Genomic DNA, 20,954 nt, shown 5'->3' on the forward strand with positions numbered 1-20,954 from the left:
TTTACACATAGATCGCATTTTACTGCGCTTTTCCTCAACTAGAGTTATCGGCGCTTAGGTAATAATCTAAACCGCTAATTGGCTTAAATGTATTGTTTTATTAACGTTTCTGCGATTTGAGCCGCGTTTGCTACCACTCCAGATAGAGGATTGTTAGCCATTAAGCTTAGGTTTACACCGCTTTCCGTATTCGGGTTTTGGCGTAAACGGCTCAATACAACAGTATCGTTATTGGCGATATTGCTCACGGGTGTCACGATTTCGTCTTCAACGAGTTCGAAGGCGTCATGCTGACCCAACCATTCTTTTATACTCAGTAGATCTAATGAGTAAGTTCCATAAAGATGCAGCGCTAAGCTGTCGCCATAAAAAACAGGCACATGCTGAGCACTCACATTTAAGTTAAGTTCTGGCGTTTGTAACAACGCTTTGCATTGCTCGTTTAAATCAGCTTCAAACTTACTGACACCATTTAATCCTTCGCCTGCTTCTTCTGGCAAAACATTAAAGGCCAGTTGCTGACTAAATAGCTTTGGTTCTACCGGCAAACCATTTAGCAAACGTGCCGTTTGACCTGCCAGCTCATCCACACCAGGTTTGCCTTTATTGGCTGCACTAAGCATGGCGGTAACTTCGACCCGTTCTAATTCTACATCTTGTTGAATAATATGCAGTAATAAAGATAACTGACCTGCCAAGCTGATTGGACAATTTAGCCAACGTTCAGTTAAACCTTCGGCAATTTGCTCTGGGTTGATGGCAGCGTGTACCCAGCTTAAGGCATCAACATTCGCGTTTACCATGTCAATAATCACACAACCTAACTGGCGAGCCTGCTCTGCAATGTCTAATGCACTTTCATCAGTAGACAGTAACCAAGCGACACTAATCTCAGACCAGTTGAGCATGTCTACTTCCGCAGCATCAAGGGTTTCGCCCTGCCACTTTAAGCTTCCCTCTTGCTCTTCTTCGCTGTCCTCATCAGCTTGGGTAATATTCACTGGGAATATTTGTGCGGCAGGAAACTCGCGTTGCTCAAGCAAGGTTAACAATTGTTGGCTTTGCTCGCTCTCTGCGCCAATGATTGCCACATTATGAAACTGTTGCATTGTGTATTCTCTTAAAGGTTAAAACCAAGCTGGCTAAGCACTGCTTGATTATGTTGATTGAGTACCTGCAATACCTTAAATTCACGGCGTTGCGGGTAAAATTTTCTAAGTTGGTCAAAGCCCTGTGGGGTTGAACCATGTAATCGAAATCGGCGGTCATCAGCAAAAATATCGTAAACCACCTGAGTAAGCTTGGTGAGCTGAGATTGACTTACTTCTCCATTAAGGCTGATTTGTGAAAACTCAGCCTCGGGTAGTAAGTGCTCGCTTAAATCATTCTCTTTTAGCGCTAAGGCTTGGCACATTGCATGATAAACCATGCTGGTACCACGCATTTTCCCTTCTAGGCTATAACCTGCAATATGCGGGGTGGCGATAAAAGCATATTTTACCAAAGGCCTTAAAATAGTTGGCTCACCTTCCCATACATCTAGAATCAGCAGTGGGGCTTTGCCCTGCTCTGCTTGCTTTAGCAATGCTTGGTTATCTATTACCTCACCACGGCAGGCATTGAGTAATACTTGCTCTGGCTTTAGCTTGGCTAATACCGATGAATTGAACATATGATAACTAGGGTGTTTACCGATTTTAGTCGAAGGCACATGTAAGCTAATCACATCGGCTTGCAGTACTTGCTCAAAGCTTACCGATTCCTCACATAAACCCTGCTCGGCTAACGGCGGATCATAAAGCATTACCTGCATGCCTATAGCTGCCGCTCGCTTTGCTACTTGGCTACCGGTGTTTCCCGCACCAACAATAGCAATAGTTTTACCTGCTAGTTGTTGTTGCTGATGTTCAGCTGCGGCTAACAGGGCTGTGACTACGTATTCACCAACCGCAATAGCATTACAGCCTGGCGCACTAGCAAAGGCAATCTTCTGCTGGCGCAAATAATCTTGGTCGATATGTTCGGTGCCGATAGTAGCAGTACCCACAAATTTGAGCTGATTCGCTTTTGTTAACAGTTGAGGGCTTACCTTGGTGACAGACCGCACTAACAGGGCATCTACGTTAACCAGTTGCTCGGCTTGCATGGTTCGGCCATCTACCGCTATCACATCCCCATGCTGGCTTAAGATCTCTTGAGCAAAGGGAATATTTTCGTCTACCACTATTTTCATTGACTGTGCTATCGGTAATCTGCTGACTTTTAAGGTCGGCAATCTTAACACGCGTAATAAATTCCATAAAAAAAAAGCTGCCCAAAGGCAGCTTTTTTCAAACAAAATTGACTTAGTCTTGGAAACGCTCGATTACAAGCGTGGCATTTGTGCCACCAAAACCAAAGCTATTAGACATTACACGGTTCAACTTAGCGCTTTTCGCTTCATTGGCAACAATGTTCAAGCCTTCTGCTTTTTCATCTAAGTTATTGATGTTAATGCTTGGGGCTACAAAGTCGTTCTCCATCATTAATAATGAGTAGATCGCCTCATGTACACCCGCCGCGCCTAGTGCATGGCCAGTCATCGCCTTGGTCGCACTAATTAGCGGGCTGTTGCCACCAAATACTTCTTGAATAGCGCCTAGCTCTTTTACGTCGCCTACTGGCGTAGAAGTACCGTGAGTATTCACGTAATCAATGTCACCGTTAAGGCCTTGCATAGCTTGGCGCATACAACGTACAGCGCCCTCGCCTGACGGAGCAACCATATCGTAGCCATCAGACGTTGCGCCATAACCTACGATTTCACCGTAGATTTTTGCACCGCGAGCCAAAGCGTGTTCGAGTTCTTCAACCACTACCATGCCGCCGCCGCCAGAAATAACAAAACCATCTCGGTCTGCATCGTAGGTACGCGAAGCGAGTTCAGGGTTGTCGTTGTATTTAGTCGACAAAGCACCCATAGCGTCAAATTCCATTGCCAATGTCCAGTGAAGCTCTTCACCGCCACCTGCAAATACTACATCTTGCTTGCCTAGTTGGATTAGCTCTAAAGCATGACCAATACAATGAGCACTGGTTGCACAAGCACTGCTAATAGAATAGTTAACACCCTTAATTTTAAACGGTGTGGCTAAACATGCTGAGGTAGTGCTCGACATTGTTCTTGGCACCATATACGGTCCCACGCGACGAACGCCTTTAGCGCGTAAAATATCTGCGGCTTCAACTTGGTTCTTTGAAGAAGCACCACCTGAACCTACCACCAAACCGGTACGTTCGTTTGATACTAGCTCTTCTGCAAGTTTTGCATCTTCAATAGCTTGTTGCATCGAAAGGTAAGAAAATGCCGCAGCATCGCCCATGAAGCGCATTGTTTTGCGATCAACATGTTCAGCGGGGGTCATTTTTAAATCACCCCATACTTGGCTGCGTAAATTTAGCTCGGCAAATTCAGGCGAATGGGTAATTCCCGATTTACCTGCTTGTAAGGATGCTAATACTTCTTCTTTATTGTTACCGATACTAGATATAATGCCTAGCCCGGTGATAACTGCTCTTTTCATCAGATGGTCTCACGGGTTGTATTTGCTGCTATGTTACCGATTTTGCAGCCTAATCTGGTCGGATGAGAGTACACGTGTACGCTTAAATTTTCTAGTAAAACTCGAGGTTAAATTTTGTCTTCATCGGATAATGTGAATAACACCACAACCGCCACCGTTCATTGGAATCCCGAAGGTACGCCCGTAGCGACCAATTATGATGACGTTTATTTCTCCGTAGATAACGGTTTAGCTGAAACACGTTATGTATTTATTGAACAAAATCAACTCTCTGAGCGCTGGAAAAACCACAGTCAAGCCAGCTACGTTATTGCCGAAACGGGCTTTGGTACTGGCTTAAACTTTTTAGCTACTTGGCAACACTACCAACAATTTTTAGTCGAACACGCTAATACCGAACTAAAACGACTACATTTTATTAGCTTTGAAAAGCACCCTTTAGCACTAAAGGATCTAAGCCAAGCCCTCTCTCAGTGGACTGAGCTTATGCCTTTTTGCCAGCAACTGCTGTTACGCTATCCAAAGATTATGACGCCAGGATGTCATCGTATTGAGTTTAGCACTCCAGTGCCCATCACCTTAGATATTTGGATTGGTGATGTACACGCTAACTTGCCAGAAGTCCCGAACGTAAAAGGTGGTTTAGTACATAGCTGGTTTTTAGATGGCTTCGCACCAAGTAAAAATCCCGATATGTGGTCTCAGCAGTTGTTTAATGGCATGGCCAGAATTTCGGCCGACAATGCCAGCTTGGCTACTTTTACCGCGGCAGGCTTTGTTCGCAGGGGCTTAATTGACGCCGGTTTTAACACCATAAAAGCCAAAGGCTTCGGCCGAAAGCGCGATATGTTAGTGGGGAGCTATCAAGCTACTGCCCCAGAGTATGAGCAGCTAAGTCATTTATATTCACGACAAAGTATCAGCCGTGGCGAAGATGTGGCCATTATTGGCGCGGGTATTGCCGGCGCAAGCCTAGCATATGCCTTGGTTAAGCGCGGTGTAAAAGTCAGCCTCTACGAAAAAAATGGTGCAGCTGCATTAGAGGCGTCAGGCAACCGACAAGGTGCGGTGTATCCCTTATTAAGCCCAAACCAGCCAAACGTGAGTGACTTTTTTCAGCATGCTTTTAACTACCATAGTCAGATAATGGGGCAATTAGACCAGCAAGGTTTAACCGTAGAGCATGAATACTGTGGGTTAATTCAACTGGGCTACGATGAAAAATCACTAAAGAAAAACCACAATATTATCCAAGCAAATTACCCTAAAGAGCTGGTTTACCCGGTGTCAGCTGAGCAAGCCTCAACCATAGCAGGGGTAAACCTCGAGAGCGAAGCCTTGTATTACCCTTTAGCGGGCTGGATAAATGCCAAGCAGTGCGTGCAAACCTTGCTAGAGTCTGCCGAGCAGTCGGGTTTATTAACTATTCATGATGACCATGAACTAACTGCATTTAAGCAAGATGATAAATGCTGTGTATTAAGTTTTGGCGAACTAGATAAAGTTCACGACAACATCGCTTTTTGCCACTCTCACCGCCTACTTAATTTGCCGCAAACCGAGCAACTTCCACTAACGCCAGTGCGTGGCCAAGTAAGTCATATCAACACCAATTCGCAATTAAGTAAACTCGCTACAGTATTGTGCTATGAAGGTTATCTCACCCCGGCCAGCAACCATCAACACTGTATTGGAGCGAGTTACGTGCGTAACAATCTAAATGTTGAAATGGATGCGAAGGAAGCCGAAGACAACTTAGCCGCGCTGCGTAAATGTCAGCCTCAGGCTTGGAATAACGAGATGCAACTGGCTGAGTTGCCAGGTCGAGCCGCGACTCGCTGTGCCGTTAGAGATCATTTTCCAATTCTAGGACAAGTGCCCAAAATAGAGGAAATATACAGTGAGGGTTATCAACAAAACTGGCAGCAACAAACGCCACCTTATTACCAACGTTGTTTTATGGCAGTAGGTTTCGGCTCAAGAGGTATCACCAGCGCACCTTTTGCCAGCGAAATATTGGCAGCTCAGCTTTGCGGTGAACCTCTGCCACTTAAGCAATCCACTTTAAGTAGTTTACATCCACATCGCTTTTGGAATAGGCGCTTAGTGAAAAAGCGCCCATTAGAATTAAGGTATCGTTAGCCCTAAAGATTCACCATAACGAGTTTGGCGCTGGTAGGTTCGCACTTTTTGCTGAGCACTCGCCAGTGCCGCCCTGCCCTTGGCATTAATTAGCGCTTCTAGCTTATCGCACTCGGCCGCGTTTAAACCTCGTGTCTGTTGTACAAAGCGATCAACGCTTTGCTCAATTAATAAGGTGATTTTTTGATGGTATTGCTGGGCAGCAGCAATATAGCTGATCCAAGATTGTTGTACCGCAAAGTCAGCTTTACTTTGACTAATCCAACGAGGCATCACTAAATCGGCACTCAACTGTAAATCTGGCTGCAACGCTTCACAGCGATCATTACGAATTTGTACTTTTGGCGTCCAACTAAGGTGATATTCCGCAGCAATGCTGTATCGGTTCCCCCGTTTTTTAGGGCCTTGTGCTTGTATTTGACTGCGCAGCTGATTTAAGTCGTGAGCGCTAACATCATAATATTCTATTCTACTCTGCACCGAGGCAGACTGAGCGCATACCGAAAACAGTACGCAGGCAGCCACTACTCCTTGCCTGATCCATCTAGCTAGTTCCACTTTAGATCCTCTAAATCGTCCATTTCCGTTTTTTTAGCAACTAAGCAAATTTTTATTCGCTTTCTAGTTTGACATTACAGCTTATCAGACTACGCGTACTATTTTGAAACTTTAACGAATAATCAATTACTTCTCGACTAAACTTATCTTTACAGCTGATAGCGAAGTGGTTTTTGTGAAACACCTCAAAGTGCCGCAAGCTTAATTGTAATTTTTATCATTTCCTGCTTAGCAAGCCAGCCATTTGGCTTCATACTGTCAGCGAACAAGGAGAGTTAATAGTAAATTATGTCGTTACCAATTCTTATTTGCGATGACTCTAACCTCGCAAGAAAACAAATGGCTCGCAGCCTCCCTCCCGGATGGGACGTAGAAATCAGCTTTGCTAAAAATGGCCAAGAGGGCGTGGACTTAATCCGCGCAGGCAAAGGAGATGTAGTATTTCTCGATCTCAATATGCCAGTGATGGATGGTTATGAAGTACTGGAAGAAGTTCAGAAGAATGACCTACCCGCGTTAATCATTGTTGTATCTGGAGACGTTCAGCCCGAAGCTTACAACCGTGTAAAACAACTTGGCGCTCTAGATTTCATTAAAAAACCCACCAATAAAGCCAAAATTGGCGAGATATTAGTGGCCTATGGCATTGTTGAGTCTCAACAACTGCTCGAACTAGAAAATGATTTAGCCGCGCTAGATAAATTGCCAGCGCCTGCTAACGATACTTTATCGCCTAAAATTGTCGATTTTCGCGACCATTATCAAGAGATTGCCAATGTGGCAATGGGTCGTGCTGCAGATTTACTGGCACGCTTACTTGATACCTTCATCGTACTCCCGATCCCCAATGTTAATATTCTGGAAACCAGTGAATTGCATATGGCCTTAAGCTCGGTAGAAGAGAACGAGGAAATGTCTGCCGTCTGCCAAGGTTTTATAGGCTCAGGCATTGCCGGCGAAGCGCTATTGTTATTTCACGATTCCAGCTTTGCCGATATGTCTAAGTTGATGAAATACAAAGGTGAGATGGATGACAACGGCCAGTTAGAAGTATTAATGGACATTGCCAATATCTTAATCGGGGCATGCTTAAAAGGCGTGTCTGATCAGCTAGATGTAGGCTTTTCTCAAGGCCATCCGGTAGTGTTAGGTCAGCACTGTAATATTGGCGATTTAATTAGTAACAATACCCATCGTTGGCAAAAAACCTTAGCAATAGAAATCAACTACACTATTGAAAAGCATAACATTCAATGTGATCTGCTATTACTGATTACCGAAGATTCGTTGCCAACCCTTAATAACAAAATTTCATATTTATTTGAGCATCATGAGCCAACACCAAAATGAGATGAACGAGTTCCACTGGATGCTCGACATGATACAAACTATCGATGTCGGCTTGGTGGTGCTTGATAAAGATTACAATGTGCAGGTTTGGAACAACTTTATGGAAACCCATAGTGGTTTGCGCCCCGACCAAGCTCAGGGGAAAGAGTTGTTTACCCTATTCCCCAACCTGCCTGAAGATTGGTTACGCCATAAAATGGACTCGGTGTTTTTTCTAAAAAACAGAGCCTTTACCACTTGGGAGCAACGCCCCCACGTATTTCCATTTAAAAACTATCGGCCAATCACTGGTACTGTTGATTTCATGTACCAGAACATCACCATTATTCCGCTAACCTCGTTAACCGGCATTGTGACTCACATTAGTTTGATTATTTACGATGTGACCGATAACGCGGTGAACAAACTTGAGGCACATAAAGTAAACGAAGAGCTGAAAGTGCTCAGTCGCACCGACAAACTCACACAGCTATATAATAGAGGCTATTGGCAAGATAGATTGGACCAAGAGTTTAATCGCTTTGTTCGCAGCACAGCACCAAGTTCGTTAGTCATGTTTGATATCGACCACTTTAAAAAGGTTAACGATACCTATGGCCACCCTGCTGGCGACAAAATTATTACCTTAGTGGGTGATACCTTACGAAAAGTGATGCGTAAAACCGATATAGCTGGCCGCTACGGCGGAGAGGAATTTGGGGTAATATTAACTGACACCGACGCTGAACACGCCAAGATATTTTGCGAGCGAATACGTTCCGCAATTGAGGATCTAAAACCGGTTGTTGGTGGCACTGAGATTCCCTTTACCGTTAGCCTTGGTATCGCAGAACTTGACGACCAAACTGCCAGTGCTAAAGATTGGTTAGCAAATACCGACCAAGCCTTGTATCAAAGCAAGCACAACGGGCGTAACCAAACTAGCTTGTTTCAACATAAAGCAGATTAAAATCAAATCGCAGGCATAAAAAAAGCAAAGCTTAAGCTTTGCTTTTTTTCGCTATGGCAACTTACGCTACAGCAGCAATTTGGCGTTGGCTATCTGCAAAAGCAATTGCATTGCGCCATAACGCTTCTACTTGAGACTGCATTGTATCGTCGGTTTCACCGTCGAAATGCGCATCTAATAAAGCAATGTGCATTTGAGATTTTAAGCAGTGCACCATTGGACGATGGCTTAACTCAGTTTGAGTTGCAACAACACCTAAATGATCATTTAAGTATTGAACCACGTTTTTCGGTGGAGCATTTAGATTAGTGTCGTGACTGTTCAGATAAGTCTGCAGCAGAGTGACATAATTTTTGAGCATCGGTAACCTCATTTTCAGGGTTCGATACTCGATACATAATATAATCGCGGTAACCAGTAATTACCTTGATGCTTCCAGATAAAATTTTATCCAGTTCTGTATCGCCAGTATCAACTATCAACGGGCGTCCATGCAAAGATTTAAGTTTAGTTTTAGTCGCTACGACTACAATGTTATCGCGACCTAGTTTGCGAATAAGCGCAGGGCTAAGTTGCTGATTACCTCGACCAAATAAATGACCTTGGCCACCAATAGGTGTAATCAATAGCTTTGTTTTTACGTGGCTTATTCTATTTATCAGCTCAGCTGCGGTCAAATCCTCTTGGACGATTTGGTGATCTTTAACCAAATCTACTCCTAGAAGAGTATTAGGCAGTGATAACTCCTGCATAATAGCCGCAACAGTGGACCCAGAACCGGCTATAAATTGCTCATCGGCCAACATTTCAATCACTTCAGCGGCAATGTCTTGCAATACCAAGTCTTCTGATTCAATTCCGCCTTGCTTAACCGCTTGTACATACCTCAGCTCATCGGGCACCATCATTTCGCCAAAACACTTCGCACGCACCCGCCCCTGGCGAAATGCTTGCTCATCAATATCCATCACATCAGCATTTTTTAAACTGAGCATTTCACCTTTAATCAGTTTTTCAATGACTAGGCCACTAGCTTTAGGTGTAACGCCATACACACCGGAATGAATCTTACAGCCCGCAGGAATGCCTAAACAGTTTACTTGCTCACCTACCGCTAACAATACGTCTCGTGCCGTACCATCGCCACCAGCAAACACCAACAAATCAACCTGTATCTTGGCAATAGCCATAGCCGCTTGCTGGGTATCTGCGGCGCTGGTAGGCTCTGCTGCGTTATAAACCACTTGATAAGCTAAACCCAGCTGCTCACAGAGATGCTGGCCCATTTCTCCCGAAGCGGTATACACTTCAAAAGGTTCAGTTAAACGAGTAAGTTGTTGTAATGCTTGCTCTGCACGAAGATTTGCTTTTTTCTCAGCCCCTCTCGCGAGGGCTTGCTCAACCACACCATCTGAGCCTTTTAAAGCAACACTGCCGCCTACCCCAGCAATCGGATTTATAATTAAACCAAGCTTAATCACAGCACTTCCTCATAATCATGAACCAAGGTATGTTGACTTAAAGCGGCAATGAACTGCTCAGCTCTAGGAGGGAAACCTATTTTAAGATAGTGGTGATATTGCAACTCAACGGCTTGGGCAAAGCTATGCCTGTCACTTTGAAAGCCTGACAAATTATCCACACTCACTTGAAATGGCCTGTTTGCTGCCAGCGCAAAAGCATACTCAATAGCCTGTGGTTTAACTTCAACTTTCTCAAACTCTAATTGCTGGCTCTGGTTTCTCCCGTCACCATTATACCAATAACCATAATCTTCAAGCTGTCTACGACCTTCGCCAGCGATACACCAATGAGCAATTTCGTGTAATGCACTAGCGAAAAAGCCATGGGCAAATATTACTTGGTGCTGCGCTAAATGCTGGCTTGCAGGCAAATAAATAGGCTCGTCCTCACCTGCTACCAACACCGTATTAAAATCAGTGAAAGTGCGATTAAACAAAAGTATTAGTTGCTCTACATCATCAAACATAAACAGTATATTCCATTAAAAAAGCTAAAAAAAAGCCCCTAAACACAAACATTTAAGGGCTTTAATCTAGCATGGTGTTTTAACGTAGAACGGGCGTTTCAGTGCTAACTGCGCCATTTTGACCGCGCTGACGCACGCAATGGTCCATCAACACTATAGCTAACATTGCTTCTGCGATAGGCACTGCACGAATGCCAACACAAGGATCGTGACGCCCTTTGGTCACCACCTCAACAGGTTTTCCATATTTATCAATGGTTTGTCCTGGCACTGTAATACTTGACGTTGGCTTTAATGCAATGTGGGCAACCACATCTTGACCAGAAGAAATACCACCAAGTACGCCACCGGCGTGATTGGAGCTAAAGCCTTCAGGTGTCATTTCATCTCGGTGCTCACTGCCACGTTGATTCACCACCGCAAAACCATCACCAATCTCAACCGCTTTCACCGCATTAATGCCCATTAAAGCATGGGCGATATCGGCGTCTAAACGGTCAAATACCGGTTCACCTAAACCCACTGGCACTTGCTTAGCCACAATGCTTAAACGCGCACCAATTGAATCACCTTCTTTCTTAAGCGCTCGCATAAACTCATCAAGCTCTTCTAACTTACCTGCATCAGGGAAGAAGAAAGGGTTTTGCTCTATCTGGTCAAAATCGACAGTTTCAGCTTTAACCGGACCTAATTCACTAAGGTATCCGTGGATCTCTACACCGTGATGCTGCTTTAAGTACTCTTTAGCAATAACACCAGCTGCTACCCGCATGGCCGTTTCACGCGCCGAAGAACGGCCGCCGCCACGATAATCACGCGTGCCGTACTTTTGATGATAGGTATAGTCAGCATGACCAGGGCGGAACATGTCTTTAATGTTGGAGTAGTCTTTAGAGCGCTGGTCGGTATTCTCAATCATTAATCCAATTGAAGTACCGGTAGTTTTACCCTCGAATACACCCGCTAAAATTTTCACTTGGTCTGGTTCACGACGCTGAGTGGTATAACGCGAGGTGCCCGGTCTACGACGATCCAAATCTTTTTGAATCATCTCTTCGGTGATTTCTAATCCCGGAGGACAACCATCAATGATACAACCCAGTGCCACACCATGGCTTTCACCAAAGGTGGTCACTCGAAAAAGTTGGCCTATGCTGTTTCCTGCCATCAACTCTATCCTTACTGTTTAAATAGCGAGCCACAAGCTAATAACTGCTCACGGCTAATAATAAATACCCCATGTCCACCGTTAGTAAACTCTATCCATGTAAATGGCACATCAGGGAACTGCTGTTGCATATGCACTTGGCTATTACCAATTTCTACAATTAATAAGCCCTGCGGATTTAAGTGCTCGGCTGCATCAGCCAAAATCTTTTTAGTTAACTCTAAACCGTCTGAACCAGAAGCTAAGCCTAACTCGGGTTCGTGCATAAACTCATCGGGTAAATTGCCCATATCTTCGGCATCAACATAGGGCGGATTACTTACAATTAAATCATAAGTTTGGCCTTTAAGTGCTGTTAAACCATCAGACAATATAGGTGTAACCTGCTGCTCTAAACCGTGCCCTTGAATGTTAATTTCGGCAACGGCTAGTGCATCTTCAGAAATATCTACCGCGTCAACTTCTGCATCTGGGAAGGCATAAGCACAACCAATAGCTATACAGCCACTGCCAGTGCATAAATCCAAAATTCGCGTAGGTTCTTGAGTTAACCACGGTGAAAACTGCGTTTCGATAAGCTCGGCAAATGGAGAACGCGGCACTAACACGCGCTCGTCTACATAAAACTCTAAGCCAGCAAACCATGCTTTATTGGTTAAATAGGCAACCGGCAAACGTTCTTGCACGCGTTTAACCACCAGCTCCACCAACAAACTACGTTCTTGACGAGTTAAACGTGCATGCCTAACTTCTGGATCAACATCTAAGGGCAAATGTAAGCTGGGCAAAACAAGTTGTACAGCTTCATCCCACGCATTGTCTGTTCCATGACCATAGAAAACGCCTGAAGCATTAAATCGACTCACCGCCCAGCGGATCATATCTTGTATCGTATGTAACTCATCGATTGCTTCTTCGATAAATATCTTTTCCAATTTGGCCTCCAGATTAAGTACAATCACCCAATAAATGGCTTCAGGCACAACTGATAATAAAGATGAAAAAACCAACTGACGAAGATTTCGCTGCTTTCAAAGAAGCACTCAAAGGCGTTCGCCAGATAAAACAAGATAAAATAAGTCTTGAGCCCCCTCGAATCAAGCAAAAAAGCCAACAAAGGGAAAAACAACAACAAGCGGCGCTAAATAATAGTCAATTCTTCTTTTCAGATGAGTATCACCCCTTATTACCCAGCGAAGGGCCAATGCGTTGGCAAAGTGATAGCTGCGATCCCTACGAGCTAAAAAAGCTTCGCCGCGGTGATTACGACCCAGAGATTTTACTCGATTTGCATGGACTCACTCAAAAACAAGCTAAGCAAGAAATAGCAGCTTTAATTATAGAGTGTAAACAACAGCACTATCATGTTGCATCTATTATGCACGGTCATGGCCAACAAATACTAAAAACCAAAGTGCCACAATGGTTAGCTCAGCATCCACAGGTTCTTGCTTTTCACCAAGCTCCCAAAGGGCATGGAGGTTCAAGTGCCTTGCTGGTTTTAATAAACTCTCCAAACTAAAAAACCACTCCTGAGAGTGGTTTTTATTGCTTAAAAGCCGTTTTAGCTACGCTGCTTTATTCTTGAACTGATCAATTTGTTGATTCACTTCAGCCACTGTTTGCCGGTGTTTAGTGGTCTTGTATTTTGGTAGGGTTTCGAGTTTACCATTTTTGAATTCGTATGCTCCACGTCCTTCGATGTACAAACGTCCTTTAAAGAACGCCTTAACGTAACGAGCAATTTTTACCGGAGAATAGCGCGAAAATATTTTCATTCGATGTGTCCACTACAGTAATGACACAGCGATACTACAAGGACAGTTGCGCCATTTCTAAGAAAATCGGCGTAAATTAATGGAACCGCGAAGGAGATCTCAAAAGAACAAAAAACTGGGAACCTATGCAACAAAGCGCAATACACCAGTTTATGCCAAATACTTAGTACAACTCACCAATTTAAGCTAAGGTTACTGGATGTTGCAAAGAGATAAAACTGTTTTCTTCGGCCACATTTACTTCGGCTACTGCTGCGGTGCTAAAGAGCGGAGCACCTGCGTCAGCAACTAAACCTTCAACAATAAACCCAACCAAGGGTAAATGAGAGACCACCAGCAAGCTCCCGTTGGGAGACTCAAGCGCGAGCTCATTAATTAGAGCCACAACCGCCATTTCATCACCAGAAGGAGTGAGCTCTTTCAACTCGATAACTTGTGCGGCTTCGGGCAAGTTTTTCGCTAATCGCTGCCAGGTTTGCTGAGCACGTAAGTAAGGGCTCACCAGTACATAATCCAATTGCTTTAGTTTGCTGGCTAAGTATCCGCCCATTTTGCCTACTTCATTTAAGCCAGACTGATTTAATGCTCGCTCACTATCGCTGGCGGCAAACATTTCGGCTTCACCATGGCGCATGATAAATACTTGCATAAAGGGGCTCTTTTAATAATTAAGGTGTACAAAGCACTTAAGCTTACTAATTTTGGCAGCTAATTTAATTGATATGCCACAAAACATCCATCAGAGTTTGCAAGACCATCGCAAGCGACTGATAATCATAGTATCGCCCTAATCAAGGATATTTGCCTTGCATACCAGCCCCAATGATCCAAAACATTACCGAAACATTACATTAGACAATGGTCTCAAAGTATTGTTAGTCCAAGATGAAACCGCACAAAAGTCAGCGGCATCGTTGGCGGTAAATATTGGACATTTTCATGACCCAGAAGGCCGTGAAGGGCTGGCTCACTTTTTAGAGCACATGCTGTTTTTAGGTACTGATTCTTACCCTTCTGCCGGCGAATACCAAAGTTTTATTACGCGTCATGGCGGCAGCAATAACGCGTGGACAGGTACTGAGCATACTAATTACTATTTTGATATCGAAAACGATTGGTTTGATGAAGCCCTAGATCGCTTTAGTCAGTTTTTTATCTGCCCTTGTTTTAACCCCGAGCTAGTAGAAAGAGAACGTCAAGCGGTTGATTCCGAATATAAGCTAAAACTTAAAGACGATGTGCGTCGAATTTATCAGGTACATAAAGAAACCGTTAACCCTGCCCACCCTTTTAGCCAGTTTTCGGTGGGTAGTTTAGATACGCTAAGTGACAACAAAGACCAAACCATTCGCGAGGACTTAATTGCCTTTTACCAACAGCACTATTCTGCTGATTTAATGACGCTAGCCGTATTAAGCCCACAATCGCTAGATGACATAGAGAGCCATGTTATTGCGCTGTTTAAAGCGGTACCCAAAGTGGCAGTGTCTCACCCCCAATTAGCACCTTTATATTTGCCAGAACATTTAGCCATAGAAACCCATATTCAACCGGTTAAAGAACTCAAAAAACTCACCTTATCTTTCGGCTTTGGTGACATGGATGCTCTGTATAAACAAAAGCCCTTAACTTATATCGCCCACATTCTTGGCTATGAAGGTCCCGGTAGTTTAGTGGCTTTATTACGGCATGCGGGCTTGGTTAATTCAATGGCTGCTGGCGGAGGGGTAAACGGCAGTAACTTTAAAGATTTTTGCATCAGCTATTTATTAACCGATGAAGGTTTACACTGTATAGACCCGATAATTGATGCCACTTTTAGCTATATAAAGCTTATCCGCGAGCAAGGGCTACAAGCTTGGCGCTACAGTGAAAAACAGCAAGTATTTGAACGGGCTTTTTTATACCAAGAAAAGTCACGTGCCATTGACCTAGTCTCGCACTTAGCCATAAACCTACAGCATTATCCTGCAGAAGATGTTATCTATGGCGATTACGCCATGGAGCAATATGATCAAGTACTTATCGCCCAGTGTTTAAAGCAGCTATTACCTGAAAAAATGCGGATTAATTTAGTCTCCCCGCAGGTAAAAGGTGACAAAATTGCAAAGTGGTATAACACCCCATACTCGGTCAAATCCATCGAAGCAGAGCGCCTAGCCCGTTGGCAACAACCAGCAGAAATAGAAAGCCTACACCTGCCTGCTAGCAACCCCTTTTTATCGTTTAATGCTTCTCCTTTGGTAGATACAGTAGACCAGGAAGTGGTGCCTAAAATGTTGTTTGATAAGCCCGGCTTTCGTTTATGGTTTACCAACGAGCCCGAGTTTAAAGTGCCAAAAGGCCATTTATATGTATCGGTTGATTCCGCCTATGCGGTTGCCTCGGTGCGTAATATTGTCTGCACTCGCCTAATGGTAGAGCTGATGTTAGACCATTTAAGCGAGATGACTTACCAAGCAGAAATTGCTGGAATGTCTTATCAACTTTATGCTCACCAAGGCGGCTACACTCTGCATTTATCGGGCTTTAGTGATAAACAAATTTTGCTGCTCAAAATGATAATGAATAACCGCTTGTTTGGCCATTTTGAGCGGAAACGCTTTGGCATCATCAAGCAGCAACTGGCTAAACATTGGCAAAATCAGATGCAGGTTAAACCCATTTCACAACTGTTCAGCGAGTTAACGTCTTTGCTGCAGCCTAATAATCCTCCACCATCAGAGTTGTTAGCCGCTTTAGACGATGTGCAACTGGAAGATCTGCCCGACTTTGTGAGTAAGCTTTATCAGAATATCCATGTTGAGATGCTGGCCTATGGCAACTGGCCTGAACAAAAAATAGTAGAATTAGGCGAGTTTATTCAACAAGAAATATCGCCTAATACCAGTCCGTCGAAAGAAACCCCGCGCAAGCTTATTAGTATTCGAGAACAAGGCACTCTGCTCTATGAAGTGGAATGCCAGCAAAGTGACTCAGCGCTAATGATTTATTATCAAAGCAGGGATTTAAGCCCCGAGAGCATTGCCTTGTTTACGCTTAGTAATCACATTATGACCTCGAATTTTTTCAATGAGTTACGTACCAAGCAACAGCTGGGCTACATTGTCGGCACCGGTAACTTACCCTTGAATCGCCATCCTGGGATTATTTTTTATGTACAGTCGCCTCACGGGCAACCGCAAACCCTATTAGATGCTATTAACGACTTTTTGAATGAGTTCCCAGTACTGATGTTTGAGCTAAGTGATGCGCAGTGGCAACAGAGCAAACAAGGTTTAATTGCCCAAATACTAGAACGCGAGAGTAATATGCGCACCCGAGCTCAGCGCTTTTGGGTGAGTATTGGTAATAAAGATGCAGACTTTAATCAACGCCAACGCGCTGCCGCGTGCATAGATAAACTAGAGCGTCATGACTTAGTGCGATTTATGATGAGTTTGAAGAGCAAGCAGCGAGACCGTGTAGTGGTGTATAACCATGGTGGTGAAGACTTAGACCAAGCGCCGCTGAATACCCATCATTTGGAAACGGGTCGCAATGTAACAAGCAGAGCAGAGTTTCAGCAACAATCAAAGTTATACAGTTACAACTAAGCCTTCAAGCGTGACTCATTGAAACCTTGGCTTCGCTTTACGTTAAGTTTTTGGTGAGTCCAAAGAAGTGGCATACACAGTGGGCCAAACAAAAAGCCAGCGATAGTCCAGCGCCATCGTGGTAACGAGAATTTAATGGCTTCGATATAGAAGAACAAGCCAAAACAAACCGACAACAATAAAACGAAAAACATACAACTCGCTCTACAACAGAAATGGCTGGTGATTTTAGCAGAACACTGTCAAAGAATCTTAACCCAAGACAAACAAAATTGTCTTGGGTTTGTCATCGAAGATTTACAAATTAGCTGTAGTAGCTTTCGCCTGTATCCGCCATTGCCACTAAAGCTTCACAAGGTTTAAAACGCTCTCCATGGCTACTTTCTAAGGCTTGCAACTCTTTCACTAAGTTGGCAATCCCAATACTGTCCATTGCTCGGAATGGCCCCCCTAAGAATGGCGGAAAACCGATACCAAAAATAGCGCCTAAATCGCCATCACGGGCACTGCGAATAACGCCCTCATCCAAGCATCGAGCAGCTTCATTAAGCATCATATACACACAGCGTTTTGAAATTTTAGCGCCATCAATAGCACTCTTTGGCTTAATACCGAGTACTGAGTAGACTTTTTCATCCACTTGTTTGGCTTTGGCTTTTTTACCTTTACCGTAGAGGTAAAAGCCGCGACCATTTTTCTTGCCTAAACGTTTATCGGCAATTAACTTGTCAAAGGCTTCCGGTGCTTTAAAACGCTCACCTAATTCAGCTTCCAAAATAGGCGCAATTTTAGACCCAACATCAATCCCCACTTCATCAAGCAAGGTCATTGGCCCAACTGGGAAACCGTAATCAAGTAAGGTTTTATCCAAGTGTTCTATGCTCTGCCCTTCTAACAACAACATAGCCGCTTCATTCATGTATGGCGCCAGAATACGGTTCACATAAAAACCCGCCCCGTCTTTAACCACAATCGCCGTTTTACCCTGTTTGCGGGCAAACTGCACTGTATCAGCGATGGTTTGTTCGTTAGTACCAGCGTGCGGAATAATCTCAGCCAAAGGCATTTTTTCTACCGGACTAAAGTAATGTAAACCAATCACCTGCTCAGGGCGCTCTGCCTTCGCAGCAATTTGCGCAATAGGTAACGAGGAAGTATTACTAGCAAAAATAGTCTGCGGATTACAATTGCTTTCAATATCAGAAACCATTTGCTGCTTCAGCGATAGATCTTCAAACACCGCTTCTATAGCAATTTGAGTATTCTGCATACCCACAAAATCGGTACCACCAGTAATATTGTTAATTTTCTGTTGCAGTTGAGCGTTGGTAATAAAACGGCGCTTACGCTTTTTATCTAACAATTTATAAGCATAATTAAGCCCACCTAGCACACCCTTTTCGCTAATGTCTTTAATACGCACTTGCGCTTTAGCTTTAGTGGCAGATACAAAGGCAATACCCGCCCCCATCAAGCCACCACCTAATACTGCAACTTGGCTAATTTTTTGTGGCTTAACGCCTTCAAACAAGCTTTCTTTTTTAAGCTCATTTGAAGCAAAAAACAAACCGCGTAAGGCTGCTGACTCTGAGCTTTTAACCAAGCCAGCAAAGCGCTTGGCTTCCTCTTCATAAGCTGCTGCCGAGCTCTTCTCAATACCCGCTTTAACACATGCAATAATTTCTATCGGCGCAGGATAGTTACCACGCGTTTTGCCCAAGGTTTGTTTAGTCACCTGCGAAAACAGCACATTTCTTCCAACAGGGTTTCCCTCAAGTAGTTTAGAAACAATGCTTAAGTTCGGTTTTGGTTTACGTTTGGCTTTTCCTGCGTATTTTTTAGCGACATCTAATAGCACACTGCTTGGCACCATTTCATCAACTAAGCCGCTTTTAAGCGCTTGTTTAGGGCGAAGCTGCTTGCCAGTGAGCATCATCTCTAAGGCTTTTTGAACACCAACCAGTTTAGGTAAACGCTGCGTACCGCCACCACCAGGTAACAAACCAAGTTGCACCTCTGGTAAACCGAGGCTGGTTTTATCATCAATACTACATACGCGGTAATCACAGGCTAACGCCACTTCTAGCCCACCACCTAAACAGGGACCATGAATAGCGGCAATCACCGGAAAAGGCAGTTTACTTAAGCGAGCAAACACTTTGTGACCATCTTGCGACAGTTTTTGTGCATCGGCGGCTGTTTCACAGCTGTCTAACATACCTATGTCGGCACCAGCGATAAATGAATCAGCTTTGCCGCTATAAACCACTAAACCGCTAAGTTGGGTTTGTTTCTCCAAGTCCGCCAAAATAGTGTCGAGCTCTGGGCCAAATTCTGCTTTTAAGGTGTTCATGGTTTCGCCATGCACATCAATTTTTAGCAGGGCAATATTATCTTCAGTGGTTAAGGTAAAAGTTTGCTGTTCCATTATTCAACCTCCAAAACCATTGCCGCACCTAACCCACCGGCCGCACAGGCGGTGGTTAACCCTAGTCCACCACCACGACGGCGTAATTCATTTAGCATTTGAGTAATCATTCGTGCTCCGGTTGCGGCAAAGGGGTGGCCGTAGGCAATAGAGCTGCCCATTACGTTAAATTTTTCCATATCAATTTCGCCCAAAGCTTTATCGCGACCGATTGATTTAGCAAACTCGTCACTGGCAAACATTTTCACGTTGGCCAAGGTTTGCGCAGCAAAGGCTTCATGCATTTCAATGAGGTCTAAGTCTTGTAGGGTGATGCCCGCTCGGTCTAAAGCAATTGGCGTGGCGTGAGAAGGGCCCATTAACATGTCTTCCCATACATCGATTCCCGCAAAGGCATAGCTTTTTATGTAGCCTAAAATAGGTAAGCCTTGTTCTTTGGCTTTGTCTTCGCGCATCAGTAATACCGCTGCGGCGCCGTCAGTAAGTGGGGTGGCATTTGCCGCGGTTACCGAGCCATGTTTACGATCAAACACCGGTCTTAACTTGGCTAATTTCTCTTCGCTTGAATCACCACGCACATTGTTATCGCGGCTAATAGATGCTTTATAAGGTTCTGGGTAAGCGGTCATCACTTCATCATCTAACTTACCTTCTTCCCATGCCTGATGAGCCAAGCGGTGAGAACGAGCGGCTAACTTATCTTGGTCAGCACGTTTAATGCCATGGGTTTTCGCCATTTGCTCGGCGGTTTGGCCCATAGAGATGCCAGTAGAATATTCGGCGACCGCTGGCGGTACTGGGGCTAAATCTTTAATCCGCAGTTTCTTTATCACGTTCCAACGCTGCCCTGCTGTGCGTGCTTTTGATAACTCAAGCAGGCTACGAGCAAGCTTTTTGCTTACCCCAATAGGCAGTACCGAGGAAGAATCTGCACCACCAGCAATACCACAATCAATGGTTCCCGCCATAATAGACTCGGCCACGTTTACAGCTGCTTGAAAGCTCGTTGCACAGGCGCGGGACACACTGTATGCATCGGTTGATGGATCCATTGGCGTGCCCAGTACAATTTCACGAGCAATATTTGGCGCGGCTGGCATTTGCACCACTTGGCCAAACACTAACTGTTGAATCTCTTTAACGTCTAAGTCGACACGTTTGATCAACTCATTCACTACCATTTTGCCTAAATCTACAGCAGGCACATCTTGGTAGGCGGTAGACTGTCGAGCAAATGGAGTACGCAGGCCAGCAACCACTGCTATTCGTGAGCCATTGGCGGTTTGTAAAGATTGTTGTTGGTGGTGCATTCAAATTATCCTTAACCAGTTAAGAGGTCTGACCTCATGATTTATATATTAACCATTTCTTCACAAAATTCAAACAAGTGATTAAAACTGCAATTAAGCCGTCAAATTTAAAGGAAAATTTT

Annotated in this window: 18 protein-coding genes; 5 read left to right on the forward strand and 13 right to left on the reverse strand. The window is 44.2% G+C overall.

From position 1 onward, the window contains the following. Positions 1 to 83: 83 nt before the first annotated feature. From Q4549_RS08240 to fabB, 3 genes are all read right to left on the reverse strand, one after another. Positions 84 to 1,109, reverse strand: coding sequence for an Asd/ArgC dimerization domain-containing protein (locus Q4549_RS08240; RefSeq protein WP_303550719.1), 1,026 nt, complete (start codon positions 1,107 to 1,109; stop codon positions 84 to 86). Between the two features lie 11 nt (positions 1,110 to 1,120). Beyond that, on the reverse strand, positions 1,121 to 2,233 hold the full coding sequence (locus Q4549_RS08245; protein ID WP_303550717.1) for a 4-phosphoerythronate dehydrogenase: 1,113 nt from the start codon (positions 2,231 to 2,233) through the stop codon (positions 1,121 to 1,123). A 112-nt stretch (positions 2,234 to 2,345) separates the two neighbouring features. Continuing rightward, the gene (gene fabB, locus Q4549_RS08250) at positions 2,346 to 3,563 is read right to left on the reverse strand and encodes a beta-ketoacyl-ACP synthase I (protein WP_303512674.1); all 1,218 of its coding nucleotides are present in this window, start codon (positions 3,561 to 3,563) and stop codon (positions 2,346 to 2,348) included. A 132-nt stretch (positions 3,564 to 3,695) separates the two neighbouring features. On the opposite strand from fabB, the gene mnmC reads away from it, so the two are divergent. After that, entirely contained in the window at positions 3,696 to 5,705 is a 2,010-nt protein-coding gene (mnmC, locus tag Q4549_RS08255; RefSeq protein ID WP_303550714.1) for a bifunctional tRNA (5-methylaminomethyl-2-thiouridine)(34)-methyltransferase MnmD/FAD-dependent 5-carboxymethylaminomethyl-2-thiouridine(34) oxidoreductase MnmC, read from the forward strand. On the opposite strand, the gene Q4549_RS08260 is transcribed toward mnmC, so the two are convergent. Next, positions 5,691 to 6,263 carry a DUF922 domain-containing protein gene (locus tag Q4549_RS08260; RefSeq protein ID WP_137675190.1) on the reverse strand — a complete coding sequence of 191 codons (573 nt, stop codon included), beginning with the start codon at positions 6,261 to 6,263 and terminating at the stop codon, positions 5,691 to 5,693. The two genes, mnmC and Q4549_RS08260, sit on opposite strands and share 15 nt — an antisense overlap. A gap of 288 nt (positions 6,264 to 6,551) precedes the next feature. Here Q4549_RS08260 and Q4549_RS08265 point away from each other — a divergent pair, with 288 nt between their 5' ends. Beyond that, positions 6,552 to 7,613, forward strand: coding sequence for a response regulator (locus Q4549_RS08265; protein WP_303550711.1), 1,062 nt, complete (start codon positions 6,552 to 6,554; stop codon positions 7,611 to 7,613). Then, positions 7,594 to 8,562: a GGDEF domain-containing protein gene (locus tag Q4549_RS08270; RefSeq protein ID WP_303550708.1), complete on the forward strand. Its 969-nt coding sequence runs from the start codon at positions 7,594 to 7,596 to the stop codon at positions 8,560 to 8,562. Before Q4549_RS08265 ends, Q4549_RS08270 begins: the two co-directional genes overlap by 20 nt. A gap of 61 nt (positions 8,563 to 8,623) precedes the next feature. On the opposite strand, the gene Q4549_RS08275 is transcribed toward Q4549_RS08270, so the two are convergent. The 5 genes from Q4549_RS08275 to prmB form a co-directional block, all read right to left on the reverse strand. Continuing rightward, positions 8,624 to 8,845: a hypothetical protein gene (locus Q4549_RS08275; RefSeq protein WP_137675009.1), complete on the reverse strand. Its 222-nt coding sequence runs from the start codon at positions 8,843 to 8,845 to the stop codon at positions 8,624 to 8,626. Between the two features lie 22 nt (positions 8,846 to 8,867). Continuing rightward, a complete protein-coding gene (locus tag Q4549_RS08280; RefSeq protein WP_303550705.1) occupies positions 8,868 to 10,043 on the reverse strand; it encodes an ATP-NAD kinase family protein in 1,176 nt (391 codons plus the stop codon). Beyond that, positions 10,040 to 10,552, reverse strand: a complete 513-nt coding sequence (locus tag Q4549_RS08285) for an elongation factor P hydroxylase (protein WP_303550702.1) — start codon at positions 10,550 to 10,552, stop codon at positions 10,040 to 10,042. The genes Q4549_RS08280 and Q4549_RS08285 overlap by 4 nt, the downstream gene beginning before the upstream one ends. A 79-nt stretch (positions 10,553 to 10,631) precedes the next feature. Further along, the gene (gene aroC, locus Q4549_RS08290) at positions 10,632 to 11,720 is read right to left on the reverse strand and encodes a chorismate synthase (RefSeq protein WP_303550699.1); all 1,089 of its coding nucleotides are present in this window, start codon (positions 11,718 to 11,720) and stop codon (positions 10,632 to 10,634) included. A gap of 11 nt (positions 11,721 to 11,731) precedes the next feature. After that, positions 11,732 to 12,655, reverse strand: a complete 924-nt coding sequence (gene prmB, locus Q4549_RS08295) for a 50S ribosomal protein L3 N(5)-glutamine methyltransferase (protein WP_137675013.1) — start codon at positions 12,653 to 12,655, stop codon at positions 11,732 to 11,734. Between the two features lie 62 nt (positions 12,656 to 12,717). On the opposite strand from prmB, the gene smrB reads away from it, so the two are divergent. Continuing rightward, positions 12,718 to 13,242 carry an endonuclease SmrB gene (gene smrB, locus Q4549_RS08300; RefSeq protein WP_303512659.1) on the forward strand — a complete coding sequence of 175 codons (525 nt, stop codon included), beginning with the start codon at positions 12,718 to 12,720 and terminating at the stop codon, positions 13,240 to 13,242. 46 nt (positions 13,243 to 13,288) lie between these two features. On the opposite strand, the gene Q4549_RS08305 is transcribed toward smrB, so the two are convergent. Then, complete coding sequence (locus Q4549_RS08305) at positions 13,289 to 13,498, reverse strand: DUF1107 domain-containing protein (RefSeq protein WP_137675015.1); 210 nt, start codon at positions 13,496 to 13,498, stop codon at positions 13,289 to 13,291. A 181-nt stretch (positions 13,499 to 13,679) separates the two neighbouring features. Beyond that, complete coding sequence (gene sixA / locus Q4549_RS08310) at positions 13,680 to 14,147, reverse strand: phosphohistidine phosphatase SixA (RefSeq protein ID WP_303550697.1); 468 nt, start codon at positions 14,145 to 14,147, stop codon at positions 13,680 to 13,682. 157 nt (positions 14,148 to 14,304) lie between these two features. Between sixA and Q4549_RS08315 the strand changes: the two genes are divergently transcribed. Further along, positions 14,305 to 17,094, forward strand: coding sequence for an insulinase family protein (locus tag Q4549_RS08315; RefSeq protein WP_303550694.1), 2,790 nt, complete (start codon positions 14,305 to 14,307; stop codon positions 17,092 to 17,094). Between the two features lie 304 nt (positions 17,095 to 17,398). Here the strand turns inward: Q4549_RS08315 and fadJ are convergent, their stop codons facing one another. Both fadJ and fadI read right to left on the reverse strand, forming a co-directional pair. Further along, positions 17,399 to 19,522: a fatty acid oxidation complex subunit alpha FadJ gene (gene fadJ, locus Q4549_RS08320; protein ID WP_303550692.1), complete on the reverse strand. Its 2,124-nt coding sequence runs from the start codon at positions 19,520 to 19,522 to the stop codon at positions 17,399 to 17,401. Beyond that, positions 19,522 to 20,832: an acetyl-CoA C-acyltransferase FadI gene (gene fadI / locus Q4549_RS08325; RefSeq protein WP_137675019.1), complete on the reverse strand. Its 1,311-nt coding sequence runs from the start codon at positions 20,830 to 20,832 to the stop codon at positions 19,522 to 19,524. The genes fadJ and fadI overlap by 1 nt, the downstream gene beginning before the upstream one ends. Between the last annotated feature and the right edge of the window lie 122 nt (positions 20,833 to 20,954).

It is taken from the genome of Agarivorans sp. 2_MG-2023, from assembly GCF_030548085.1.
Taxonomy (GTDB): Bacteria; Pseudomonadota; Gammaproteobacteria; order Enterobacterales; family Celerinatantimonadaceae; genus Agarivorans.